This is a genomic window from Micromonospora sp. CA-249363 (genome assembly GCF_050950185.1).
Taxonomy (GTDB): domain Bacteria; phylum Actinomycetota; class Actinomycetes; order Mycobacteriales; family Micromonosporaceae; genus Micromonospora.
On sequence record NZ_CP192020.1, the window covers coordinates 1,235,618 to 1,260,516 of the forward strand.

Consider the following 24,899-nt stretch of genomic DNA (forward strand, 5'->3'; position numbering starts at 1 on the left):
TGTGACGATGTTGTCAACGACTTGCTTCGGCGGCGTAAAGATGAGAGCAATACAGCGGGAGGGTGTGCATGACCGACGAATCACAATTCCTGCTCGCCGTCTCGGGCGTCCTCGTGGCGCTTCTGGCGCTCGTCGGCGCGGCCCTTGTGGCGCGGCGACGCTTCCTTGTCGTCAGCGTCGCGGGCGACAGCATGGTCCCGAGTCTCGCCCACGGTGACCGCCTGCTGGTACGTCGAACGCGCCGGTTCCGGGCCGGCGACATCGTCGTCGCACACCACCAGGAGGGCGGGCGCCGGGAGGCCGTCGCGGGGTCGGAGGCGTCCGCCTGGCTCGTCAAGCGGGTCGCCGCGCTGCCCGGCGATCGGGTTCCGCCAGCCGTCGTTGCGGCGGTCGGCGGTCGGGCGGGCCAGGTCCCGGCCGGCATGGCCGTGCTACTCGGTGATCACGCGGAGAGCGTCGACTCGCGCCGGTTCGGCTTCGTTCCGCTGCGCGACATCGAGGGCGTGATGGTCCGGCGGCTGGGGGCGACCGGCACCTGAGGTGTGCCGACGGTGTTGCGACGACATAGGCGCACCTCTATAGTCTGGCCGATCACCACATTCATGGCCGTGGTTGCGCGGCCAGGTCGTCGAAGCGCTTCGACGATTCGTCGTTCAGGCCCGTCAGCCGGGTGTCGAGCCTGGCCACGCCGGTCTTGGCGCTGAATCGCGCCTGTCGTACGACATGAGGAGAACCGCATGCGGAAGTGGCGCCTTCGGCGCGGAATCACCGCGCTCGCGCTCGCCCTGCTCGCCCTGCCGACCGTCCCCGGCACGGCACACGCCGACCCCACCTACCCGTTCCGTGATCCCCGCCTGCCCGTGCAGGTCCGGGTCGACGACCTGCTCGGTCGGCTCACCCTGGACGAGAAGATCTCCTGGCTGCACCAGTACCAACCGGCCGTTCCCCGGTTGGGCATCGGCCTGTTCAAGACCGGCACCGAGGCGTTGCACGGGGTCGCCTGGTCGACGGACATCGACAACAGCGGCGCGGTGGTCAAGGCCCGTGGCACGTCCTTTCCGCAGCCGGTGGGCATGGCGAGCACCTGGAACCCCGACCTGATCCAGCGGGTCGGATCGGCCGTGGGTGACGAGGCGCGCGGCTACCACGCGCAGAACCCGCGGGTCTGGGGTCTCAACCTGTGGGCGCCGGTGGTCAACCTGCTCCGGGACCCGCGATGGGGACGCAACGAGGAGGGTTACTCGGAGGACCCGCTGCTCACCGCGAAGATCTCCACCGCGTACGGCTCGGGGATGACCGGCGGCGACCCGGACCACCTCAAGAGCGCGCCGACCCTCAAGCACTACCTGGCCTACAACAACGAGGTCCGACGTGACGTCACCTCGTCGAACGTCCCGCCGAGGGTGCTCAACGAGTACGACCGGGCCGCCTTCGAGCCGGCCATCGCCGCCGACGCGGCGACCGGCGTGATGGCCTCGTACAACCTGGTCAACGGCCGTCCCGCGACCGTGGATCCGGACCTGGCGACGGTGGTACGGAGCTGGACCGACCAGCCGTTGATGAACGTCACGGACGCCTGGGCGCCGAACAACCTCGTCGCCTCCCAGGGGTACTACCCGACGCAGGCCGAGGGGAACGCCGCGATCATCAAGGCCGGCCTGAACAGCTTCATCACCGACGACACCAACGCCCAGCCGACCGTCACCGCCATCAGGCAGGCCCTCGCCGGCGGTCTGCTCACCGAGGCGGACATCGACGCCCGGATCGCCGAGATCCTGAACCTGCGTTTCCGCCTCGGCGAGTTCGATCCGGGCGGCGGCCGGTACGGGGGCGTCACCCCGGACGTCATCAACAGCCCGGAACACCAACGGCTGGCGCGTCAGGCCGCCGGCGAGGCGATGGTGCTGCTCAAGAACTCGCGGCAGGCCCTTCCGCTCAACCCGGCCCGGACTCGCAAGGTGGCCGTGCTCGGCCCACTCGCCGACACCCTGTACACCGACTGGTACGGCGCCGACCTGCCGTACCGGGTGACCGCGCTGGACGGCATCCGCGAGCGGCTGGGCGGCTCGGCCAGCGTCGACGGCCTCGACGGGGCCGACCGGATCGCCCTGAAGGACCCGTCCACCGGCCGGTACGTGACGGCCACCGGCACCACCGACGCGGACCCGGTCGCCGTGACGGGCACCGACGCCTCGCTCGCGGCCCAGTTCGACAGCGTCGACTGGGGACAGAACGTGGTGACGCTGCGCAACGCCGCCAACGGCCGCTACCTCGGATACAACTGGGGGCCGTTCGTCACCCGCGACGAGCAGCCGAACGGTTGGTACGTCCAGCAGCAGTTCACGCTGGAGCCGCAGGCCGACGGGACGGTCGCGTTGCGCTACGCCGGCTACGAGACGAAGGAGAGCTGGTTCGGCGTCAACACCTACGTGACGGTCGGCGACGACGGCGCGCTGAAGCTTGGCGCGTCCACGGCCGCGGACGCGACCCACTTCCAGCGTGAGGTGATCAGCAGCGGGGTCGATCGTGCCGTCGCGGCGGCCAGGGCGGCCGACACCGCCGTCCTGGTCGTCGGCAGCAACCCGTTCATCAACGGGCGCGAGGCGCACGACCGCACCTCGATGGCGTTGAGCGCCGGCCAGGAGGCGCTGGTCAAGGCCGTGACCAAGGCCAACCCGCGAACGGTGCTGGTGCTGCAGACCAGCTACCCGGTCACGATCGGGTGGGAGCAGGAGCACGTGCCGGCGATCGTGTGGACCACCCACGCGGGCGCGGAGACGGGCCACGCCGTCGCCGACGTCCTGTTCGGCGACCGCAACCCGTCCGGCAAGCTCACCCAGACCTGGTACCGCTCGGACCGGCAACTCCCGCCGGACCTGCTGGAGTACGACATCATCTCGTCCGGGCAGACCTACCTGTACAGCACCACGAAGCCGCTCTACCCGTTCGGCCACGGGCTGTCGTACACCGGGTTCCGGTACGGCCAGCTCCGCGCCGACGCCCGGTCGGTCGCGGCGGACGGCACCATCACGGCCCGCGTCGACGTGACCAACACCGGCAGCCGGGCCGGCTCCGAGGTCGTCCAGCTCTACAGCCACCAACGCTCGTCGCGGGTGAAGACGCCGATCCGGGCGCTCAAATCGTTCCAGCGGGTGGAACTCGCTCCCGGTCAGACCCGCACCGTGACGCTGCGGGTGCGGGCCGCCGACCTCGCGAACTGGGACGTCACCCGGAGCCGGTGGGTGGTCGAGTCGTCCGTGTACGACCTGATGGTCGGCGCGAGCGCCACGGACGTCCGGGCCCGCACGGCGGTCACGGTGCGCGGTGAGACGATCCCGGCCCGGGACCTGTCCCGGACGACCCGCGCCGAGAACTTCGACGGGTACGCGGGGGTCCGGCTCGTGGATGAGACGAAGGTACGAGGTACGGCCGTGGGCGCGACCGCCTCCGGCCAGTGGATCTCGTTCACGAAGTCCGCCCTGCGGCCGGGCAGCCACACCTTCACGGCGCGGGTCGCCAGGGCCACGGCGGGCACCGGCACGATCCAGGTTCGGCTGGGCTCGCCCACCGGCCGGCTGCTCGGTACGGCCACCGTGCCGAGCACCGGCGACGACTACCGGTACGTCAGCGTCAGTGCCGAGCTGGCTCGCGCCGCCGGTACCCACGATGTCTACCTGGTGTTCGACTCTCCGCTGCGGCTGGTGGACTTCTCGCTGCGGTGATCCGGACGGCTCGGGCCGGACGCAGGTGCGTCCCGGCCCGAGCCTGTTCCAGATTCATCCGATGATCGACGATCAAGCCAGTTGTCACTCGTCTGTTTCGCGGCTTTGATAGGCATTTAGACATAGATGGGACCCAATCTCGTATTGCATTCGTCACACGTCTGACATACGCTCCGCCCAAGACTTCGTAGCGATTGGCAAAAGAGTGCGGTCGGGCGGCACCACGCGCCCCCCGCCGAACCTTGGTGGCGTCGCTGTTCCCTGCTTGTCGCTCGATGCACGTCCCAGGCACCACGTCGACGACAAGTGAGAAAGGACAGCACGTGAGATCAGCCGTAACCACCACCCGAACGGCACTGCTCGCGGCGGCGCTCGTCGCCGCCACGCTGCCGGCCGTGGTGATCAGTCAATCGCCGGCCTCGGCCGCGGTCCAGGCGACGTACTACGTCGCCCCCGACGGTAACGACTCCAACGCGGGCACGCTCGCGGCCCCGTTCAGGACGGTGCAACGCGCGCGGGACGTCGTCCGTACTGTTAACGCGAACATGTCCGGCGACATCGACGTCTACCTCCGCGGCGGCAGATATCCGGTCACCAGCACCGTCGAGTTCGGCGCCAGCGACTCCGGCACCAACGGGTACCGGATCAGCTACGCCGCCTACCCCGGCGAAACCCCCGTCCTCGACGGTGGCGTTCCGGTCACCGGGTGGACCCAGCACAGCGGCAACATCTGGAAGGCCCCGCTGGATCGCAGCACCAAGCTGCGCACGCTCTACGTCAACGACAAGCGGGCGCAGATGGCGACCAAGACCATCAGCTCGGCGGGGTGCTACGGGACGTACAACGTCACCGCCGGTCAGGCGTCCTGGGCGTGGGAGTCGGGCTCCCAGTGCGACGGCGCGAAGTACAGCCAGAACGACTTCCCCGCCATCCCCCGCAACCAGGACGACATCGAGATCGAGACGGGCACGACCTGGACCACGGCCATCGTGGGGGTCCGTCAGGTGACCACCGACGGCACGAGCCGGGTCGCCCTGTTCCAGCAGCCGGGCGCGGCCATCGCGCAGGGTGCGTTCAACGGCAACGCCCAGATCAACGGCAGCCACAAACTCATGAACGCGTACGAGTTCCTGGACGCGCCCGGCGAGTTCTACTTCGACAAGGGCAGCAAGACCGTCTACTACTACAAGGCCAGCTCCGAGGACATGACGAGCGCGTCGGTCTACGCGCCGAACAACGTCACCACCGTGCTGCGGGTCGCCGGCACCTCGACCAGCAGCCACGCCCGCAACATCACGTTCTCCGGCCTGACCGTGCAGCACTCCGACTGGAACCTCTTCAACGTCGCCGGCTCGTCGTTCAAGCAGGCGCAGCAGGGCAACCTCGGCGCGCAGGCGTACGCGAAGGGCAACTTCCACGTCTACTACTACCGCAACGTCGACGTCACGCCCGGCATCGTCCAGGTGCAGAACGCCGACGGAATCCTCCTGCAACGCAACCGGGTCCAGCACACCGGCGCCGACGGCATCAGCATGGTCAACGACGTGCAGAATTCGCAGTTGATCGGGAACTACACCAACGACATCGCCGGGTCCGCCATCGATGTCGGCCATCCCCAGCACGTCTACATCGGAGACGGCACGTCGAGCAACCGGGAGAAGTACCTCCCGCAGGTCGAGGGGCTGCCGAAGAACATCGAGATCAAGAACAACTATCTGTACGACAGCGCGGTCCTGTTCAACGGGCACAGCCCCATCTCGGCGTACTTCGTCGACACCCTGACGATCCAGCGCAACCGGATCGAGAAGGCCCCCTGGTCGGGCATCACGATGGGCTGGGGCTGGTGGAACTTCGACGGGTCATCGGGCTCGATCGTGCCCAACCGGCCGACCACGACGGCGCGGAACAACACCATCAGCTACAACCACATCATCGACACGGTCCAGCGCCTCAGCGACACCGCGCCCATCTACACACTGGGCAGCCAGCCGGGGACCACGATCACCAACAACTACCTCCAGGGCGTGCCCTCGGGTCACAAGTACGGCCTGCACCCCGACGAGGGCTCGGCGTACATCACCTTCCGGGACAACGTCCTGAGCATCGACAAGAACGTCACCTGGATGATCAACTCCGACGACTTCGGTCGGAAGCACGACCTGAGCATCACGCAGATCTACGGCCCGATCAACAAGGTGTCGAACAAGAACCTGCCGAACAGCACGGTCGCCGACATCCTCGTCTCCTCCGACTACGTGTGGCCGGCGGCGGCGTACGGCATCGCGGCGAACTCCGGCCTGGAGGACGCCTACCGGGACATCATCCCGGCCAGCAGGTTCTCCGCGCCGAACTACGTGCTGCCGGCCAGCACGTACGTCACCAGCGCCACGGCGACGATCCCGATCCGGAGCACCGGCGACGCCACCAAGTCGGTCTGGCTGGCACCGTACGGCACGACCACCTTCACCACCGGGGCGACGATGACCAGGGCGGCCGGTAACGCCACGTCCATCGCCGTGCCGGCGACCCAGGGCGAGTACCGGCTCTACGTCGTCGACGCCCAGGGCAACCGGTCGGCCGAGTCGACCTCCATCGTCCGGCAGCAGAGCGGCGGTGGCAGTCAGCAGGGCGGGCAGCTCGTGGGCGGCCAGTCCGGCCGCTGCGTCGAGGTCCCCAACTCCTCCACCACCAACGGCACCCAGGCGCAGCTCTGGGACTGCGGCAGCGGTACCAACCAGCGGTGGACCTCCACCTCCAGCAAGCAACTGATGGTGTACGGCAACAAGTGCCTGGACGCCTCCGGGGCGGGCACGGCAAACGGCACCCAGGTCATCATCTGGGACTGCCACGGCGCCGCCAACCAGCAGTGGAACATCAACGCCAACGGCACCATCACGAACGGCCAGTCCGGGCTCTGTCTCGATGCCAACGGCGCGGCCAGCGCCAACGGCACGAAGATCATCCTCTGGTCGTGCAACGGTGGCGCCAACCAGCAGTGGACGCTGCGTAGCTAGGCGGCCGTCAGCCGGGGCCGGGCCGTTTTGCGGTCCGGTCCCGGCTACTTCTGATAGCCGTAGTTGTCGCAGGTCCGGCGTCCCTGGACACAGTTCTTGGTGCGCTTGTTCATGGTGTTGACGTCCCACATCACGAACGCGTCGCCGTGCATCGACGAGGCGCTCTTGCCCGCCTTGTCGGAGGAGAGGTAGTAGCCCGCCGGGGTGCCCTTGGCCGGGTACTGGATGTCGAAGGTGATCGCCGGGATCCGAACCGGGTGGCCGGGCGGGCAGGTACCTCCGCTGCCGTACGCCACATGGTCCTTGTGGTTGGGACTGTCCAGGTGCTTGCCGTCCCAGCAGTCGGGGAACTGCAGCATGAAATGCAGCGTGGCGGTCCCGCCGCAGATCGGCCAGTTGCCGTTGGTGCTGCGGGCGATGCCGTCGAGGTCGCCGGGACCGTAGAAGGCGCAGTAGAACTGGCCGGTCGCGCCGCGCGGTGTCGGTTGCTTCTTCTTGGCGTCCCCGGAGATCATGCGCAGGCCGTTGGGCATGGGCATCTGGCCGGTCGAGTTCTTCGCGAGCGAGCGGTAGTAGACCCGGAAGCCCGTGGTCTCGACCGGCTTACCGGTCGCGTTGTCATAGAGCGTGGGCACCCAGTACGCGGAGTGATCCTGGATCGGTTTGCAGGACGTTGCCGTGAACTTCGTCAGATCTCCGGCGACGGTGTTCGCGTCCACGGCCTTGTTGCCCACGAAGGAGTGCATGTGTGACGCGCCCGGGAGGCCGGGAGCGACAATCGGGTCGTCCGGCAGTCGGTGGCTGTACTGGCAGTCCGCCCGGAACTCCGGGAGATCGCCGACACCGGCCGGGACGGGGTCGATCTTCAGCGCCTTGTACGCGTCGGCCTGCGCCTTCCAGGCCGCACGGTCCACGGGGATCCAGCCGGTGGTGGGGACCTTCGGTGCGGCAGCGGTCGACGGCGTCGCGCCGGCCGACGAGGATGCGGAGGCCGAAGGTGTCGCGGGGACCGACGCCGCCGGCCCGGTCGACTCCGCCTGCCCAGCCGACGGCGACGGGTAGTCGAGGGCGTTGGCCGCGTTGGACGGCTCGGGCCGTGCTGCGCCGTTGCCCAGATACACGGCCCCGGCCGCGACGACGAGCACGACGGCCGCGCCCGCGGCGACGCTCAGTCTCTTGTGGGTGGCCCACCCCGGGGGACGATGACGCGACGGCGGCGGGCCTTCGTACGACACGGGTCACTCCCAACGAACAGACGACAGGCTGACCCAAACGGTCACGGGCCGCCGTATGGTAGGCATTCGCCGCGCGTGCCGGACAGGGTCTTTAAACACTCTTAATCAAGCCGGTCCGGGGCGTACGTCTGGACGAAAAATGGGTAATGGTGGGCGATGAAGTCGACCTGGAAGCCCCACGAGAAGCACGGCGGCCTGACCGACAAGGACAAGCGCGAGCTGCCGGAGACCGTCTTTGCCTTCCCCGGCAAGCGCAAGGAGCCGATGACCGACGCGAGTCACGTCCGCAACGCCATCGCCCGCTTCGACCAGGTGCAGGGCGTCACCGACGCGGACCGCGACCTGGCCTTCCAGAACATCCTCGCCGCCGCCAAGCACTACGGCGTGGACGTCGCGGAGACGAACTGGCAGCAACTCGGCAAGCTGCCGCACACGCCGAACCCCGCGCACTGAGCGCGGCCCGGGGACGGGTTCCGAGGCGCGTTCGCGGGCGTGTTAGCGTGCTCGTCGTTGTCAGCGAGCGCCGCTAGCTCAACTGGCAGAGCAGCGGACTCTTAATCCGCGGGTTCGGGGTTCGAGTCCCTGGCGGCGCACCAACGATCGAGGCCCTGACCTGGTGGTTCACGCCGGGTCGGGGCCTTCTCGCGTACGGCGGTGGTGGGTGGTCACTCGGTGGGTGCTCGAGAGCCGTTGGACCGACCCGGCGTCGGTGGGACGCGGTGGGACGCCCGTGAAAGACTGCGATGGAAGCGGAGCCTACTCCTTGCGAGGTTCATCAAGCATCGGGAACGCTCCGGGCGCCTGTTGAAGGGCTATCGTCAACCCTTCAGGCATCCGCTAGCCGGTCCCGCAACTGAGCCGCCTGAGGCGCGTCCAGCGCCTCGAAGATTTCGAGTGCGGTCGACCAGTGTCCGCGCGCGCCGCGCACGTCCCCTGTCAACGCCGTGATGTTTCCCAGGCGTTGGTGCGCCTGACCGCGCTCATACTCGGTGCCGGCTGGCGTTGCCCGGTCGACGGCCTGCAGCAGCGCGTCCCGCGCTTCGGCGAGCCGACCGGCCGCCTGGAAGGCCTCGCCGAGGCAGTTGAGGGTCATCACCTCGTCTAGACGTAGGCCGAGCCGCGCGAAGGTGGCGCGCGCCGCGATCAGGTGGGCGATTGCCTCCACCGACTCGCCCAGCCGGACCTGTGCCAGTGCGATGCCGCGTTCGGTGATGGCAGCGTTGCGGTCAGCGCCGACGGCGCGGTAGAAGGCCAGCGCCGTCAGGCTGGCCGACAGGAACTCGGCGTAGTCGCCTTCGTAGAAACTCAGCCAAGCCCGATTGGCCAGCGCCGTGTGTACGCCGTGCTCGTCGCCGACTGTGCGGAACAGCGTCAGCGCTTCCTCGTAGTGCCTCGTCGCCGCCTCGACGTTGCCCTGTTCGAGTTCGGCGAGGCCTAGGTTGTTGACGATCATGGCAGCTGCCCGCACGTTGCCCGACCGCCGTGCCGCATCGAGGGCGGTCCGGTGGGTTGACTCCCACGGTGCCCAACGTTTGGTGATGAAGAAATAGCCGCGAAGGGTATACGCCAGCTGCCAGCACGTGGCGTCGTGGCCGGCAGCGAAACTTACTGTGCAGAGCCGTACCAGCCTTGACTCCATCTCGGACAGCCAGGCCAGTGCACTCTCGTACGCGGAGAAATCGGGCAGTTCCGCTGGTGGATGGGCCAGCTTGAGCGGCTCACGGTGGCGGTGCGGGGTGATCGTCCGGTCTGCGCTGTCCGCGCTCGCGAGGTGATAGTCGAGCAGCCGGCGCACCAGAACGCCGCGCTGCGGTGCGGTGATCTCGCGCGCTGCGGACCGTTGGCAGTAGGCCACCACGAGGTCGTGCATCCGGTACTTGCCACGGCCCACCCGGCTGAGCAGATGCCGGGTGGTGAGCCGGTCGAGCGTCGCACGCGTCTCGGCCAGCGAACGGCCGACCATGGCGGCAACTGCGTAGACGTCGATCTCGGCCTGAGGATCCACGCCCAACACGGTGAACAGGCTACGATCGTCGTCGGTTAGCGCCTCATGCGACATAGCCAACGCCGCAGCGATGCTGCGCTCCCCGTCGTCGAACTCGTCGACACCGGCTGGCCAGGCCGAGAGTCGAGCGGCCAACTCATCGGGCGTGAACGTGTCATCCGCCCGCCAACGTGCGGCCAGGATGCGCAGCGCCAGTGGCAGGCCGCCGCATGCATCTGCGATTCGGTTGACAGCCTCGTCGGTGCCGGGCGCACGTTGTCCGATGACCGACCGGAACAGCCGTCGCGCGTCGACCTGGCCCAGCACGTCCAGCCGTACCAGCCGGGCCTCGTCCAGCGCGACCAACCGGTGCCGGCTGGTGACCAGCATCGCGCACCGGGCGTTTGCCGGAATCAGTGGCCGGACCTGCGCCGCATCTCGCGCATTGTCGAGGATCAGCAGCAGCCGACGGGCTGCCATCTGGTCGCGGTAGAGCGCCACACGGTCGTCGGTGGAGTGTGGGATCTGGTCCCCGGGTACGCCGAGCCGGCGCAGCAGCCGGTCGAGCACCTCGCCGACGTCGAGCGGGTTGGTGCCTGGCGTGAACCCGTGGAGATCAAGGAACATGCACCCGTCGTTATATCGGTCGGCGACGATTCGTGCCGCCCGGACCGCCAGTGCGGTCTTGCCGATCCCGGCCATCCCGTGCAGTGCGCAGACCACGGGGACGTTGTCCGCGAGAACGACGGAGAGCGCGGCCACGATGTCGGCGAGCTCCCCCGAGCGGCCCTCCAGGTGGGCGATCTCCGGCGGCAACCCGAGGATCGCGGGTGGGTGGGGCATCCGGGGCTGGTTCTGCATTGGCGTCGACCGGACCGCAGCCGGCCCGACGTCCGCCTGGTTGACGCGGTCCAGGATCAGCTCCGTCACATGGTTCACGATCATGTGTTCGTGACTCTTGCGGAAGCGGTCGACGGTGACGCCGTACGCTTCGGCCGCCCGGCGGCGGCGGTCCTGGCCGGGCCAGTCCCGGGTGCCGGGGATGAGCCCGAATGTGTAGCGCGCGGCCGTGCCCAGGCGGCCCTCCTCGATCTCGGCCAGCACGGCGGTCAACAGCGCCACGACCGGTGCCGACGATCGTGTGTCCTCGCCGAAGCCGCACCTGGCGGCACAGTGCCGTAGGCCGGTCAACTCCATGCCACGGAGGTTCACCAGCCCGGCCTGCCGCACCAGGCGGAGCTCTTCGGCCAGTTCATCGTCGCTGGGCTGACGTTCACCCACCTGGGACATGTTCAACGGCTCCCTTCGTTCGGGGTGGAGGGGTCTGCGTCCCCCGAAGCGGTTTCAGTATCCGAGCCCCAGCTACCCGCGGCGGCGGCCTCGGCGAGTGCGAGCGCGGCCGGGAAGGCGGTGGTGGCTGCGTGCCACCGACGCCCGAGGTCGTGCTGGAGTTGGGGCGGCAGCATGGTGGTACGCCCGGCGAGCAGGCGCAGCGGCCCCACGACGTAGTTGTCGGCCAGCGTCGGGAGGCCAGCGAAACGCGACGATCCGGTGGCGAGCATGGCTCGCAGCGAGGCGGACGGCCAGCCGCGAGCGGCCCGCTCCGCGATCCCGCCCGGCAGGCGACCGACCCGCTCGACCAGGCCGGCGCGGAGCATCGCGGTCAGCTCGGCCTCGCAGCGCGCGGCGCACTCGGCCGCCGCGAGGATCTCGACCGCCATCGCGTAACTCTCCGCCGCCAGCAGGCCGACACCGCACTCGATCGGGTTCGGGGCGGCCAGTAGGTGGTCCAGGTGGGCCCCCTCATGAATGCCCGTACGCACGATCGCGGCCCGGTCGACGGGCCGCCGGGTCAGGTGGAGGGCGGCGGCCCCCTGCGGCAGCCGCATCCACATCCGGCCGGGCAGACCTGGATCGAGATCGCAGTCAATTACCCGGATCGCGTCCGCCGGGGACGGCCGGTAGCGGCTGGCGTGGCGGATGAGTTCGCCGGTCGTGGCCGGCCCGGGCGCGTAACTGCATGGCCCTTCGACGGCCGCGAGCGCATCGCAGAAGTCCGCGAGGATTCGGCTGGCCCGCACCGTCTTGCACCGGTCGACACCGTCGGCCTCGACCGGAGCCGACCCGCATTCCGGATACCACCTGGGCACCGGTCCCCACTGTTCGCGAAGCAGTCGCAACCGCTGGGCGAAGCGCCATCCATACGAGACGTCCGTCTCCCGTACGACGTCATCCAGGCCTACCACGGTCACTGCGGATCCCGCGACCGCACACCCGACGGCTACGTCAACCCAGCCCCGCACGATCCAGAGTTCCGCCTCGGCGCCGAACGTCGGCACGTCGGCGGCGGCCCGCGCGGCAGCGACCGCCCAGCGGTAGTCGCGATCGAGGTCCGGCGGCGTGGTGGCGAGCGGTGCGGCCCGGGTCAGCACGCCGCACGCACCCGTACGCGGTAGAGCAGCCGCCGCGGGTCGGTGAACGCGGTACGGCCATGCAGCATGCGCCGGTTGTCGAAGATCACTGCGTCGCCCGCAGCGAGCCGTAGCTGGACGATCTCCTCGGAGGCCGCGATCGCCGCCGCGAACCGCTCGGCGACCTCGTGCTCCCGCCGGTCGCACGCGACGAGGTTGTCCCGCCGCCAGCGGATAGTGCCGTCACCCGGCAGGACCGGCGCGCGGAAGGGCGGCTGGGCGGCGAACTGGGCGGGCACCGACCAGCTCCACCGCGCTGCCCGCAGCGCCCGCAGGTCGCTGGCCCGCGCCACAGCGGCTTCGGCGTCCGTCGCGGCCAGGAGCAGGGTGTCGCCCCCGTCCCGGGCCGGCCGTACGACGAAGAGCAGGACCAGATCCTCGGGGTCAGGCCGGTACTGGGCATCGGTGTGCAGGGCAGCCGCCCCGGCCCGCACGGAGAATGTCGATTCCGGATCGCCGGCTCGGGGCGTCACCGGCCACAGCGCCCGTCCTCCGTCACGGGCTGACGGGGAGCCGACGGCAAGGGCGAGACGCAAGATGCCGTCGGCGTCGACCTCGCCCCTCTCGGTCAGCAGCGGAAGGTCCCGCAGGACCAAGTAGCCGGCGGCCGGCAGCTGCGCGGCACGGACCAGTTCGAGACCGGACATCAGCAGCCCCCGATCTGGTCGTCGAACAGGCCGGTCAGTACCCGCAGCAGGAACCGGACAGCCGAACCTGCCTGCTCCGCCTGCCACCACCGGTTGCGGTGGTCGTCAGTGGCCGGCGGCCGCTGCAGCCGCAGGCCGGTGCGCTGGAGGCCGGAGAGCCGGCCGGGGGGAAAGAGCATCGGAATCTCCTTGAGGTCGCCCGTGTCTCCAGCCAATCGGCCCGGCCGGGTGACATCTGGGTCGTCGAGCGGCGTAGCCCGGGTACCTTCTGGGCATGTCCTGCCGCAGAGCCGGACCACTGCGCGAAAGCGAGGTCAGATGGGCGGCTACGACGTCTTCCTCTCGCTGGCCGGGCCCGATCGGGACGACGCCTTCCGGCTTGCCGCAGCCCTTGAACGCGAGAGCCTGCGGGTGTTCGTCGACGACAAGGAAATCCCGCTGTTCGAGTCGATCACAGCGGAGATCGAGGACGCCCTCAACGCGTCGAAGGTGCTCGTGGCCTACTTCTCGCGTAGCTTTCCCGGCCGGCCGGCCTGCGAGGTCGAGCTGACCGCGGCGTTCCTGTCCGGGCAACGCGAGGGCGATCCGAACCGGCGGGTGGTGGTGGTCAACCCGGAGCCGACTGTGGATCACCTGCACCCGGTGGAACTCGCCGACGCGCGCTTCGCCCTGATGACCGGGGACACCGACGAGCGGTCACTGCGATCGCTCGCCAAACGGATCAAGAAACGGGTCGACGCCACCACGGGCACCGTCGGCGGAGCCGTTCTCGCCGATCAGCTGGTCTGGTTCGGCAGCGCGGGTCTGGGAACCGCCAACTTCGTCGGACGCTATGCCGAGACCTGGGAGCTGCACTCCAAGCTGCACCGCGGCGACTTCACGCTCACGCAGGACATCCCCACCGGCGGTCTGGTCACCGTCGACGGCCTGCCCGGCAGCGGAAAGACGAGTCTTGTCGCCGGCTACGCCCGCCGGTTCGGTGCGCGATTCCCCGGCGGGGTCTACTGGATCAGCCTCTCCGGCGCCAGCCCCGACGACGTTTTCGGTGCGTACGGCGATGCGTTGCGGACGTTGGCCGGCCGGACCGATTTGAGGATCACGTCGGACAGCACAGTCGACCAACTGTGCGGCGCGTTCGCCAACCGGATCGCGGTAGGCAAGCTGCCCGCGCTGTGGGTAGTTGACGATGTGCCCGCGGCTTTGGATCCGACATTGGCCCAGCGGTTGGCACCAAAGGTCGGCCCGCTGTTGCGGACGGTCTTGATCGGTCACGAGCGTCCTGCGGACGAGCGTCTTCCGCACGTCTCCATCGCTGCGATGACGCCCGGTGATGCTGGCCAGCTCCTGCGGGCGTACCGCATGCCGGTCCTCGATCCGGTCGACAGACGCGCGTTCGACGAGCTTGTCGCCCGGCTCGGCGGTCACGCCCTGGCGCTGACGGTGGTCGGACGACACCTGAAGGATCGGCAGGGAATCGAGTCCTATGCGGACTTCGTACGTCGGTTGGATGCCGGGCCGACCCCGCTGGACGCCGTCACCGCCGCCCTCGCGGAGGTCATGACCGGGCTCGGTACCGCCGCCCGTCAGATTCTCGACGTCTCGACGGTCTGCGCCGCCGCGCCTGTGCCGGTGACCCTGCTGCGCCAGGTGCTTGAGCGGACTGGAGTCGCTCATCGTGATCCGTCCGCCGCCATCGGTGACGGCCTGGTCGAGCTGCGGCAGCGCCGGCTAGCGACCCCCGACGGTGCGAGCTGGCAGGTGCATTCCCTCGTTCGGGAGACCGTCAGCAGCCATCTCACCGCGGTCGTCGACCGGTCTGCGCTGTCGAGCCACGCGGCGTCGGCCGTGCTGGACCTCGCGAGACAGATGCCGGCGGACGCCCGTGGGCAGTTGATGGCCCACGCCGTCCGGCTGCGTGCCGACCCACGCGTCGGTCCCGCAGACCAGGAAGCGTTGCTGCGGTTGCTCGCGGCGCATTACTCGACTTGGGGTCAGCCGCATGTCGCGGTGACCTACCTGGAGGAGATCGTCGGCCGCGGGTGGGCGACCGTCCCCGACCTCGTGGACACGGCCCGGGCCTGCCTCGACGCCGGCCAGGCCGAGCGGGCCCTGCACCACCTGGCGAAGGTGCCGGCGGTGTCGTCCGCGCCACGGGTCGAGCTCATCACCGCTCAGGCCCGCGACGCGCTCGGCGAGTTCGCCGCCGCAGACGATGTCTGGGCCGCTCTCGACGCCGCCCTGCACGTCACGCCGCATAGCGCGGAGAGCGCCGCCGCACGGATCGCGTACGTCCGGAGCCGGGTGATCCGGGGCGAGATGGCTGCGGCTGCGGCTCGGATCCGTACGCTTGTTACGAATCTCGCCGCGGACAGCGGTTCATTGGCACTCGAACGCCTTCAGGAGGCACGAATCGAGCTGGCCCGCATCCAGTTGACCACCAACGAGCAGCAGGATGCCCGGGACACCGCACGACTCGTCGTCGACCACTATGCCGCCCATGGTCTCGCCGACCACGTCCACGCCCGCCAGGCGCGACTGGTGCTCGACGGGGCGCACCTGGCGCTCGGCCTCTGGGAGCTCAACCCGGACCCGGCGCACTGGCGGCGGGCGTGCCGGTCCGTCGGTGAGCTGTTGCGAAGCCAGCGCGATGAGATCGGGCCGCTCAACCTGACCACACTCGCCACCGAGGTCGAGTACGCGCACGCGCTGCTGTGCAACGGCCTGGCCCGGCACGCCACCGCGCTGCTCGCCGGCACCCGCGCACGCGTGGCACAACTGCTCGGCCCCGAACATCCGCTGCACCTGCACGCGCTGCTGCTCGCCGGCCGGGCTGCGGCGCAGCGCGCCGACCATGCCGCTGCGCTCGAGTTGCACGAGCGGGCCCACCGTGGGATGGAGCGGGTCCTGGGGCCCCGGCACCCGCAGACCGTGCATGCCCACTACGGGCTGGGTGTTGCGCTTGCGCTCACCGGGCAGCGGGGGAGGGCCCGCCGGATCTTCGCCGACGTCCGCCGTCTCGCGCCGCAGATCGTCGGTCGAAAGACCGACCTCTACGCGCAGGGCTGGGTGGCGATGTCGCTGGTCGTGCTGCCGAGCGCGTTGTGGCGCACGGTGGCGACGACGTCCCGCCGACCGCCTGAGCAGTCCGTGGCCGCGCCGCACGACTGGGTCCTTGCCGAGGCGGCTGGTCACCCGTCGAGTTGATCGTTCACCCAGTCCCGCAGCCGGTCGGCCAAGCGGGCCTGCGGATGATTGGCGCCGCGGGCCTCGCGCAGACCGGCGGCCGCATCGGTGAGGATGTCCAGCGCGGCTTCGAGTTGGTGGCCGCCCTGCCCGAGCAGGGCGGACGCATGCCCCACGTAGCAGAGGGCGAGCAGAGTCTCAGCGTCCTCCGCGCCCAACCGGCGGACCCGCTCCTCGTGAACGGCATGGGCCCGGGTGAAAACGGCCACCCGGTAGTCCGTGTTCGCGTCGAAGTCCTCCAACGGATCGCGCAGCAGCCCCGGCGGTGGTGCGGCCGGTCCGTCCGGCGCAGGCCAACCATCCGCCGGCAGTTCCGGCACGGGACCGTCCATCGCCGGCAGTTCCGGTGCGAGGTCGACGAGCAGGTTGTGCAGGGTCGCGAGGACGTGTGGATCGGCGGGGTCATGTTCGAGGACGCGCGCGGCGTAGACCGCATGGAGGCGGGCCGGGTCGGTGACGATCGCGACGTTCTCCGCCGCACTCAGCGTCTCGGGATGGGTAGGGCCCAGCAGTCGCACCCGCCCCGCGTACACCGCTTCGAACGTCGCCGCAGCGGCGAGCTCGCCGGCTTTGTGCTGGCTTGCGCCGAGGTTGTTGAGCGCCTCCAGCGTCAGGACGTCGTCGTCGCCGCGGAGCCGCCGCATCCGCTCGTGTACGACGCTCCGCAGCCGATGGGCCAGCCGCGGCCGGCCGGCTCTCGCCACGGCGGTCGCGTAGTCACCGAGCGAGACGAGGGTGTCGGCGTCGTGGATGCTCAGCAGGCGACGGCGGGCGCGGTAGACCGTCCGGAACAGCTCGGCAGCCGCAGCCGGCTCACGCTGGTTTAAGTGCCCGACCGCCACATTGTGCAGGGCGGTCAGGGTGGCCGGGTCGTGAGAGCCGAGGACCCGAGCAAGGGCCGCGTGGATCCTGACCTTGAGCTCGATCGCCTGGCGGTGTCGTCCGCGCAGATCCATCGTTGCCGCGAGGCCCACCAGCACGGCGAGCGTCGACGGGTCGTCGTCACCCAGGGCCGCCCGGCAGGCAGCGGCGAGCCGGGTGAAAACCTCCTCGGCCCGGGCCAGGTCGCCGAGCTCCACATAGGCGCGGCCAGCTTCGTTCAGGGCGTACCGGTCACCGGCGCCCTGCTCCGGCCGCGCCACCTCGCGCAGGTGAGGCAGGTCCCGTTCGAGCCGGGCATAGCGCAGCCTTGGTCGGCTGTCGTCGAGCCGCCGGGTGAGAATCTCCAACGCGGCCCAGCGAAACCGCTGGCGTCGCTCGTCCGCCAGATCGATGAAGCGCAGCGTGCGGATCACGAGAGCGTGTACGAGCCACAGCGGCTGATCGTCACCGTGCACCGGCTGGGCCAGTCCCCGTTGCCGGGCCACGTCAAGGCCAGCGGAGACGAGAGCGGCGCGTTGGGTGGGCTTGACGTCGTCGGCCGCGCCGATGATCTCGACGAGCAGCGGCTCGGCGATCGGGGCCGTTGCGAGCACGCTGACCAGCTGAAGCACCTCGCGCGCTGGAGCAGGGAGTTCGCGGATGCTTCGGAGCAGCGTCGCCGCGACGCTCGCCGGTCGCCGGCCCGCGATCTCGCCATGCAACTCGTCGGCGAGGGCCATCGCGTCCGGCCCGGGCGTGGCCAGTTCCGCTCGCAACGCAGCGTATCCGGCGAAGTTATCCGTGGCAGCCAGTCCGGCGACGAGTGACAGCGCCTGGGGATGCCCGCCGAGCTCGGCGCAGGCGAGTTGGCGGGCGGCCGCCCGCTCGCCCGCTGCCGGGGGACGGGCCGAGGTGAGCAGCGCCACCGCGTCCTCGTCGGCCAGGGCCGACAGGCGGATCGGCTCGCCGCGCCGCGCCGCCGACTCGTACCGTGTGGTGATTAGCGTGCGGCCATTGGCGGTGGGGGCGAGCAACGCGTCGAAGAGTTCGTCGCCGGTGTCGCGCGGCAGGTCATCGACGATCCAGAGGTACGGCAGACTGGCGCGTTCTAGATGATCGCGGAGTGCGTGTTCGTCGGCTGCCTGGCCCTTGGTGAGCTGCCGCGTGATCCACTCAAGCTGACGTCGCCGTATGTCGAGCGCGAACGCATGGTCGCCGTCAGCATTCAGGTGGCTGCCGAAGCCGTGTAGGAAGAAGATGCCGCCCGGGTACTCCTCAGCGAACTGGCGCGCGTACTCGACAGCCAGCGCGGTCTTTCCCTGTCCACCCAGGCCGAGCAGTACGGCGACCACCCGCCCAGGGCGGGTCGGTGTGTGTCCGGGGGTCAGCACTGCCTTGATCCGCCACAGCTCGGCCCACCGACCGCGGAAGGCAGGCGCTGGCTGGGGCTCGTGCGGCAGCCACCTTCCCGGGATGGTGCTCGGCGCATCGCCCAGGACCCGGTCGTCCACCTCTTGGCCGAGATGCGTCGCGACCGATGCCGCAGTCGCCTCCACGGAGGCCGTCGCGGCCGGCAGCCTCACATCGGCCAGCTGAGCCGGAACCAGGTCGGCGAAATCCACGCCGTGCCGCACGGCGAGCACCCGGCGGGTGTGCCGGTCCAGGCGGAAGGCCTGGGCGAGCGCGGTGGCGAGTTCCCAACGGCAGTACGGGCTCTCCGGGAACGCGGGGCTGTAGAGCGCGACTAGGGACCGCGACCGGGCTAGGTGCTCGGCGATCGCCTCATCGATCTGCTGGTAGTCCCGGAGGCCGCGCTCGTCCCGGAAGACCAACAGCCCTCGGGCCTTCAAGGCGGCCTGGAGTCGGCACGCCAGGGCGTAATCCCTCCAGGAGTAGCTGAGGAAGACGTCGTAGTAGGGCAAGGGGCTCGCTGTCACTCCGTGATGGTCCACCAGGCGATATCCAGATCACTGACCGCGTCCGGACGCAACTGGGCTAGCAGTGTGTTGGCGTCGCGTAGCAGCCGGTGATTGTCCTCCAGGGCGGGTAGCTCCCAGGCGCCGTCGTCGGTACTGGCACCGGTGCGACGGTCGTATGCCGGGGAACGGTCACGTACCTGGTCGAGCAGGTCGACGGCCTCGTCGGTCCGGCCGGTGCGGGCGGCCAGCCGGGCGGTGCCGAGCCGGGCCGCCAGGGCCAGCGGATGACGATCCGCCGGGGTGCCGTCGGTGATCGCCTGGGCCTCGGCGAAGTGGGCCTGGGCCCGGGCGATGTGTCCCAGGGCGGCCTGTGCCTCGGCGAGCCCGGTCAGCGTGCCCACTCGTGCGAGGTGGTGCGGTGCCAGGGCGGCCTCGTCGCCGAGGATCGCGTTCCAGTCGCGTAGGGCGGCCTCTGCGTCACCACTGGCGAAAAGGGTGCGCGCGACCGTGCGGCGAACCTCCAGGGTCGTCGGGTGAGCAGGCCCGAGTGACTGATCGGCGAGCCGAGCCACGGCGTTCAGCTCTGCGGGCTCGCCGGTGGCTTGCGCCCAGCACAGCCGGATCTCGATCGCCAGCCGAGGTGAGACGGTCGCCCGGAACCAGTCGTCCAGAGCCGGCGACTCGGCGAGCAGGGCCGCCGCCTCCGCAGGGCGTTCCAGGTCGAGCGTGCAACGAGCGATGATCAGCAGCGTGTGCTGGTAGGCATAGCTGAATGGCAGGTAGCCGGGTGTGTCGGCGAGGTGGGTCTTGCGGGCCACCAACGCTGCGCGGGTCGGATGACCGGCCTGCAACAACACGTCGGCGAGGCCGAGCCGGGCCAGGTGGATGCCGCGTGGATGCAGCGCGCGGTCCGCCAGCAGGAGCCGGGACTCGCGTACGGCGTCGTCGAGGCGACCGCCTGCGGCGTACGCGCGAATGAGCGCGTTCCGGCTCAACGACAACCGTTCCCGGCTGGTCGGGTCGGATCGGCCGGTCGGTGCGCTGCGGATCCGGACCGCCTGCTCGGCATGCTCGACGGCCTCGTCGTGCCGACCGAGCGCCGCGAGCGTGTCGGCGAGATTCGTCAGGGCGCGGGCCTTGCGGGACGGGTCGGCGAGTTCCTCGTCCGCCAGCCGCAGCGAGGTCTCGATCGGCGCGAGTGACTCCTGGTAACGGCCGAGCCGGTGAAGCGCGAGGCTCAGCCGGCTGGTGAGGTCGGCCCGTACCTCGATCAGCTGGCGGCGGGTCTGGCCGCCCTCCTGATGATCAGTCGAATATGGACCTTCGATGGCGGCGGCGACCAGATGCTCGGCCTTGCTGGCTTCCTCTGTGGCGCGTACCAGCAGGACGTTGGTGCTGAGCAGTTCCATGACCAACGCGCCGTACGCGTCGATGTGGTGCCGGGCGGCTCGGCCGCTGGTCTCGGCGCGCAACAGCACGGCCTCTGCGCTCTCTAGCGAGCGGGCCCACGGCACGCGGCTGGACACGTACCGCCCGAACCAGTAGCCCTCAAGCCCGGCGGCAAGCACTTCGGACGTCGCCTCGCGGTCGTCGGTGCAGGCCACGGTGGCGACGCTGGATAGGTGCAGTGCTGCGCCCCTGGGTAGCTGCGGTGGCGCGAAAGCAGCGGTCGCCGACGCGAGGTGTTCGGCCAGGTAGTCGGCAAAGATCGCTGACCGTCCGTGCCAGGCTTCCTTGGCGATCACGGCCAGTTGCCCTTCGCCGAAGTCATGCTCCCCGGTGCTGTGCGAGCCGCCGGCAGCCGCGCCGCGGACCCGATCGGCGGCGGTGTCGCCCAGACCGGCCCGAAGCTGGCCGAGGAGGAAGTCGTGCTTCCGACAGAACGCGGCGACGTCGGCGAATGCCTGCCGGACGGCGGCCCGAGCGTCCTCGGCCCCCCGCAGGGCAGGTGGCTCGATCTGCTGTGGGTGTTCGGCCGTCCATCGTTGCCAGGCGTGCGCGACCGCCAGAGCGGCGAGCACGCCCTTGGCCTTGACCTCGCCATACAGCCAGACTCCGCTGCGGCCGCGGTGGCCGGAGGGGCGGCCACGTCCGGATTCGATCCGGAGCTCAGCGGCGACCTCATCCATCCTCATCGATCGATATGTGGTGCGGGAGAGGACGTTCTCGGCGGCTTCGGCGATGGCGGTCAAGTGATTGGCGGGGTCCGGCACCCGAGCATCTTACGTCACGGTAGCCGAACAATCCTAACCAAAGTTAAATATTGACGTTGAGAATAAAGTTGTAGTCGCGTTAAAAGTCGAGTTACGCTCGGCCTCGTCGTCACGTCCATGCCCTGCCGTCCCGGTGTAGGGCGTTGTCCCCTAACTGACCGATTCATGGAGCGCCGATGAGTGCCGCGCCCACCCTCGCCCCTTCTCTTGCTCTTCTCCGTCCCGTCGCCGGACTCTTGATCATGATCTTGCTGGCTTTGTCGAGCGGCTGCGGCGACGGCGGCGACGGGCCAAAGCCTGTGCCCGACCGCGTCTCCGACAAGTCCTGTGCAGAGGTGGCCCACTTCAAGTCGGACAACGAAAAGGTCGACCTCGCGTTCGTGGTCGACAACACGGCGTCGGCGGCGCGGGGCGAACTGCCACCGGCTGCCACCAGGGCCCTGAATGAGGCGCAGGGGCGGGCCCGCGAACGCAAGAGCGCGGGACAGGTCGTGCTCATCGCGGTCAACGGTGCGGGGATGCAGCCCAGTGTGGTCCGCCGGGTCGCCCTAGACCCGAAACCGGGTGAGGCGGAGAGCTCGCGCAACGCTCGCGGTGCCGTGATCTCCTGCGTTCGGCAGTGGGCCCGTGAGGCTGCCCCGCAGGCGAAGGGAAGCGACGTGCTCGCCGCGATCACGTTCGCTGCGCGGCAGCAGGCCGAGCAGATCCTCGTCGTCTCCGACGGCGTGGCCAACGCCGGCGAGCTCGACGTCAACGGCGACGCACTGGACACCGACCCGACGGCCCTGGCCCAGGCTCTCCTGCAGGACGAGCGGATCCTCGCCCAGACGATCGAGGACTCCTCGATCGTCTGGGCGGGGCTGGGTGACACCGCTAAACCGCTGGCCGGCAGTGTCCGCGCGGCACTTCAGGAGCTGTGGTCGGAGATTCTCACTCAGGCCGAGGCCAAGGTGACCTTCGATGATCAACCCCGCGAAGCCGGCGGCTCCGACGACAACCTCCCGCCCGACCCGGTCTCACTGGTAGCCACCGTCTCGCCGCTGCCCTGCGGTTCGCGGATCATCGCGCCGGGCACCGTGCTGTTTGAGCCGGGCAGCGACAAGTTGCGGCCGGAGGTGGAAGACCTCCTGCGCCCGGTGGTCGAGCAGTTGCGCACGAACCCGGACCAGCACGCGCTGGTCACCGGGCACACCGCCGCCTACCAGTCGCAGGGCTACCGGCAGCGCCTGTCCGAGGACCGTGCCCGAGCCGTCCGGGCGGAGCTGGTCAGGCTGGGCGCGCCGGCCGAGCGCGTGCAGGCCGCCGGATACGGGTCACGCCGGCCGCTGGTCGACGAGTTTCCCGGTGGTCGGCACGACAAGATCCGTGCCGCACAGAACCGGCGGGTCGAGATTGACGTGAGCCGGAAGGACTGCGCGTGGTGAACACCCCTCGTTGGGCTAGCCGACTGTTCGACGTGATCTTCCCGTCCGGTGCCGTGGAACGGGAGCGGGAGCGCATCCTGCGCGCCGAACGCCCGCATGCTGTGAAGCTTCCACCGGAACAGCTCAGCCCCGGCGAGGTCGCCGTCGCACTGGAGACCGGCTCGACCCTCGCGGATCGTGACGCCAAGCACGCCGGAAGGTTGCTGAAGGCCGAGCAGAAGCTCATCTCCACCGCGAAGATGCAGCAGGTCGCGTATCAGCAGCTCAAGGAGGTCAGCTCTAACCGGCGGCGGGCCGGGTACCCCAGGCATCTGCTCGTGTCGCCGGATCGGTCGGAGCCCGAAGCCGGTGCTGGCACCAGGTTCGGGAAACACTTCGACCCCCACTGGCCCCTCGTCGCTGCCTGGGTGCTCAGCCTGGTCGAGGTGCTGTTTGTCGTCGTCGAGGTGGTCTTCTGGTACCAGGTCTTCAACGACGACGTGGAGCCGGACGCCGGACTGTTCGACGCCGAACGGATGAGCGCGATCCTGCTCGCGGTGTTCATCCCAGTGGTAGGCGTCTGGGTCGCGCGCACGGTCGGCAAGCTCGGGCACCGGTGGGTGGCCGGTTATCGGGGTGTTCAACGTTCCGCCATCACCGGCACGGTGCTCAGCGGCGTGGCCGGCGTACTGGCGATCGTCGCCATCGCGTGGTTGGTCTACGAGCGGTTCTCACCCGACGAACAGACCTTCGCGAGCATCTCCGTGCCCGCCGTGCCGATGGCCTTGGTCTTCGTGCTGGTGCTGCTCATCGACATGGTGGCGCGGACCTTTCTCACCTCGGAGATCTGGGCGCAGAGCACCGTGCGGGCGAGGCATTTCAACCGGAAGGCCAAGCGCCTGCTCGCCCGGAACAGGGCGCAGGAGGATGCCTGGGTCGCCCTGCGCAGCGCCGTCGATGTGGCGCTTGACCGGAGCGAGCGGGTCGGCGCGGTCGGCGGCCTCCTCGTGCTCGATGAACGGGCGGCGGGCGGACGCGGCGGGCAGCCGCTAGTCGGCGCGACGGAACGCGCCGCGCACGCCACCGCCGTCGGACCGGGCCTGGCCCTGCCCGACCCGACGCAGCAGCGCCTGTTCGGGGCCCCGGTCGCCCTCGCGCCACTGCGGACGATCAGTTCCGCGATCAACTCGCTCGCCTACTGGCGCCCCCTGACCGGGAAGGAGGTCGACGACCTGATCACCGAACTCCGCTTCGAGTTCCACGGTATGCCGAAGCCCGACGCTGCAGCCGCGCCGCCCACCGCCAACGGCACGGGCCCGACTGCCAACGGCACGGGCCCCACCTACCCCGAGCCCGATGCTGGCATGCTCGACCACAGAGAGAGCGGGGCATGATGGCATCCGGCCTGTTGCGGCCCGGCCCTTCGCTCGTCCGGGGCGCCCGCCTGAACCCGGCGCACGGTATCGCCCGGCGGCTCATTCCGCTGCTGCTCCTGGTCATGGTGCCACTGGTCTTGCTGGGCTGGTTCGCTGTGCAGACCGTGCATGCCGTGCAGGAAGGGATGGAGCAGTCCGGCCGTATCGAGGAGTATCAGCTGGTCGGGCCACGGGGGCCGGCCTGCCTCCGGATCGTCATCGTCGTTGACGTCTCCGGCTCGATGAGTGAATTCGCGCTGCCCCGGGACCGTGCGCTCGAGCGGCTGTTCACCTGGCTCGGCACCAACCTGCGTACGGGGGACGAACTCGCGGTCGTCGACTTCGCGGCGGAGGCGGCTACTCGGGTGCCCGCGACCGACTACCGGGCCGCCCGTCTGACCGGTCCCGCCGGGGTCGTCGACGGCGTCGACACGCTGCTGCAACCCCCGGTCACGGAGGTGGCCCGGCTCGGAGCGACCGACTGCGACGTCGAGCTCATGTTCATCTCCGACGCGTTGATCACCGACCTTCCGGACACCGCCGACGACGGCCGCCGGTTCCTGACCACCACCGGGATGCACGGCATCCACCTACTGGTGCCGGGCGAGGACATGGAGATCAGCGACCAGTGGCAGGTGGCCTTCCCGGCGGCCCCGCCGATCCGATTCGACGGCAACGATGCCGACGAGACCGCGCTCACGCTTGGCCGCACGGTGGCAGCCCTGACCGGTCAGCGGCTGGAACGCCGTCCCGAGCCGACGACCACCTGACC

15 protein-coding genes, 1 tRNA gene and 1 pseudogene are annotated in these 24,899 nt (G+C 69.7%); 9 read left to right on the top strand and 8 right to left on the bottom strand.

Annotation, left to right across the window (positions count from 1 at the left end; translation table 11 throughout):
* Nucleotides 1–68 precede the first annotated feature (68 nt).
* The 3 genes from ACQPZK_RS05855 to ACQPZK_RS05865 all read left to right on the top strand — a co-directional run bounded on the left by ACQPZK_RS05855 (nucleotide 69) and on the right by ACQPZK_RS05865 (nucleotide 6,736).
* Nucleotides 69–539 carry a S26 family signal peptidase gene (locus ACQPZK_RS05855; protein WP_433537309.1) on the top strand — a complete coding sequence of 157 codons (471 nt, stop codon included), beginning with the start codon at nucleotides 69–71 and terminating at the stop codon, nucleotides 537–539.
* Between the two features lie 198 nt (nucleotides 540–737).
* Nucleotides 738–3,722: a glycoside hydrolase family 3 C-terminal domain-containing protein gene (locus tag ACQPZK_RS05860; RefSeq protein ID WP_433537310.1), complete on the top strand. Its 2,985-nt coding sequence runs from the start codon at nucleotides 738–740 to the stop codon at nucleotides 3,720–3,722.
* Between the two features lie 323 nt (nucleotides 3,723–4,045).
* Nucleotides 4,046–6,736, top strand: coding sequence for an RICIN domain-containing protein (locus ACQPZK_RS05865; protein ID WP_433537311.1), 2,691 nt, complete (start codon nucleotides 4,046–4,048; stop codon nucleotides 6,734–6,736).
* 44 nt (nucleotides 6,737–6,780) lie between these two features.
* On the opposite strand, the gene ACQPZK_RS05870 is transcribed toward ACQPZK_RS05865, so the two are convergent.
* Nucleotides 6,781–7,971 (bottom strand): DUF1996 domain-containing protein, encoded by a 1,191-nt coding sequence (locus ACQPZK_RS05870; protein WP_433537312.1) that lies wholly within the window; start codon nucleotides 7,969–7,971, stop codon nucleotides 6,781–6,783.
* Nucleotides 7,972–8,127: 156 nt separating this feature from the next.
* On the opposite strand from ACQPZK_RS05870, the gene ACQPZK_RS05875 reads away from it, so the two are divergent.
* Entirely contained in the window at nucleotides 8,128–8,424 is a 297-nt protein-coding gene (locus ACQPZK_RS05875) for a DUF6582 domain-containing protein (protein ID WP_433537313.1), read from the top strand.
* A gap of 67 nt (nucleotides 8,425–8,491) precedes the next feature.
* Nucleotides 8,492–8,567 (top strand) — tRNA-Lys (locus tag ACQPZK_RS05880).
* 230 nt (nucleotides 8,568–8,797) lie between these two features.
* Here ACQPZK_RS05880 and ACQPZK_RS05885 read toward each other — a convergent pair.
* From ACQPZK_RS05885 to ACQPZK_RS05900, 4 genes are read right to left on the bottom strand one after another with little or no spacing between them, the layout of a single operon-like run.
* Nucleotides 8,798–11,245: an ATP-binding protein gene (locus tag ACQPZK_RS05885; RefSeq protein WP_433537314.1), complete on the bottom strand. Its 2,448-nt coding sequence runs from the start codon at nucleotides 11,243–11,245 to the stop codon at nucleotides 8,798–8,800.
* 2 nt (nucleotides 11,246–11,247) lie between these two features.
* The gene (locus ACQPZK_RS05890) at nucleotides 11,248–12,387 is read right to left on the bottom strand and encodes a hypothetical protein (protein WP_433537315.1); all 1,140 of its coding nucleotides are present in this window, start codon (nucleotides 12,385–12,387) and stop codon (nucleotides 11,248–11,250) included.
* Complete coding sequence (locus ACQPZK_RS05895) at nucleotides 12,381–13,073, bottom strand: TauD/TfdA family dioxygenase (protein ID WP_433537316.1); 693 nt, start codon at nucleotides 13,071–13,073, stop codon at nucleotides 12,381–12,383. Before ACQPZK_RS05895 ends, ACQPZK_RS05890 begins: the two co-directional genes overlap by 7 nt.
* Nucleotides 13,073–13,252 carry a hypothetical protein gene (locus tag ACQPZK_RS05900; protein ID WP_433537317.1) on the bottom strand — a complete coding sequence of 60 codons (180 nt, stop codon included), beginning with the start codon at nucleotides 13,250–13,252 and terminating at the stop codon, nucleotides 13,073–13,075. Before ACQPZK_RS05900 ends, ACQPZK_RS05895 begins: the two co-directional genes overlap by 1 nt.
* A gap of 139 nt (nucleotides 13,253–13,391) precedes the next feature.
* On the opposite strand from ACQPZK_RS05900, the gene ACQPZK_RS05905 reads away from it, so the two are divergent.
* A complete protein-coding gene (locus ACQPZK_RS05905) occupies nucleotides 13,392–16,277 on the top strand; it encodes a TIR domain-containing protein (RefSeq protein WP_433537318.1) in 2,886 nt (961 codons plus the stop codon).
* Here ACQPZK_RS05905 and ACQPZK_RS05910 read toward each other — a convergent pair.
* The 3 genes and pseudogenes from ACQPZK_RS05910 to ACQPZK_RS05920 all read right to left on the bottom strand — a co-directional run bounded on the left by ACQPZK_RS05910 (nucleotide 16,262) and on the right by ACQPZK_RS05920 (nucleotide 21,231).
* On the bottom strand, nucleotides 16,262–18,820 hold the full coding sequence (locus tag ACQPZK_RS05910; RefSeq protein WP_433539119.1) for a tetratricopeptide repeat protein: 2,559 nt from the start codon (nucleotides 18,818–18,820) through the stop codon (nucleotides 16,262–16,264). The two genes, ACQPZK_RS05905 and ACQPZK_RS05910, sit on opposite strands and share 16 nt — an antisense overlap.
* 30 nt (nucleotides 18,821–18,850) lie before the next feature.
* Nucleotides 18,851–19,129, bottom strand: a pseudogene (locus ACQPZK_RS05915) (toll/interleukin-1 receptor domain-containing protein); the annotation flags it as partial.
* Nucleotides 19,111–21,231, bottom strand: a complete 2,121-nt coding sequence (locus tag ACQPZK_RS05920) for a tetratricopeptide repeat protein (RefSeq protein ID WP_433537319.1) — start codon at nucleotides 21,229–21,231, stop codon at nucleotides 19,111–19,113. The gene ACQPZK_RS05920 and the pseudogene ACQPZK_RS05915, both read right to left, overlap by 19 nt.
* Nucleotides 21,232–21,644: 413 nt before the next feature.
* Between ACQPZK_RS05920 and ACQPZK_RS05925 the strand changes: the two genes are divergently transcribed.
* From ACQPZK_RS05925 to ACQPZK_RS05935, 3 genes are read left to right on the top strand one after another with little or no spacing between them, the layout of a single operon-like run.
* Nucleotides 21,645–22,733: an OmpA family protein gene (locus tag ACQPZK_RS05925; protein WP_433537320.1), complete on the top strand. Its 1,089-nt coding sequence runs from the start codon at nucleotides 21,645–21,647 to the stop codon at nucleotides 22,731–22,733.
* Between the two features lie 32 nt (nucleotides 22,734–22,765).
* Nucleotides 22,766–24,106 carry a hypothetical protein gene (locus tag ACQPZK_RS05930; RefSeq protein ID WP_433537321.1) on the top strand — a complete coding sequence of 447 codons (1,341 nt, stop codon included), beginning with the start codon at nucleotides 22,766–22,768 and terminating at the stop codon, nucleotides 24,104–24,106.
* Entirely contained in the window at nucleotides 24,103–24,897 is a 795-nt protein-coding gene (locus tag ACQPZK_RS05935) for a hypothetical protein (RefSeq protein WP_433537322.1), read from the top strand. The genes ACQPZK_RS05930 and ACQPZK_RS05935 overlap by 4 nt, the downstream gene beginning before the upstream one ends.
* Nucleotides 24,898–24,899 lie beyond the last annotated feature (2 nt).

Bases quoted from the DNA above. Each gene is read 5' to 3' on its own strand.
- ACQPZK_RS05855 (WP_433537309.1), top strand. From the start codon at position 69: ATGACCGACGAATCACAATTCCTGCTCGCCGTCTCGGGCGTCCTCGTG.
- ACQPZK_RS05860 (WP_433537310.1), top strand. From the start codon at position 738: ATGCGGAAGTGGCGCCTTCGGCGCGGAATCACCGCGCTCGCGCTCGCC.
- ACQPZK_RS05875 (WP_433537313.1), top strand. From the start codon at position 8,128: ATGAAGTCGACCTGGAAGCCCCACGAGAAGCACGGCGGCCTGACCGAC.
- ACQPZK_RS05885 (WP_433537314.1), bottom strand. From the start codon at position 11,245: ATGTCCCAGGTGGGTGAACGTCAGCCCAGCGACGATGAACTGGCCGAA.
- ACQPZK_RS05895 (WP_433537316.1), bottom strand. From the start codon at position 13,073: ATGTCCGGTCTCGAACTGGTCCGTGCCGCGCAGCTGCCGGCCGCCGGC.
- ACQPZK_RS05900 (WP_433537317.1), bottom strand. From the start codon at position 13,252: ATGCTCTTTCCCCCCGGCCGGCTCTCCGGCCTCCAGCGCACCGGCCTG.
- ACQPZK_RS05905 (WP_433537318.1), top strand. From the start codon at position 13,392: ATGGGCGGCTACGACGTCTTCCTCTCGCTGGCCGGGCCCGATCGGGAC.
- ACQPZK_RS05920 (WP_433537319.1), bottom strand. From the start codon at position 21,231: ATGAGGATGGATGAGGTCGCCGCTGAGCTCCGGATCGAATCCGGACGT.
- ACQPZK_RS05935 (WP_433537322.1), top strand. From the start codon at position 24,103: ATGATGGCATCCGGCCTGTTGCGGCCCGGCCCTTCGCTCGTCCGGGGC.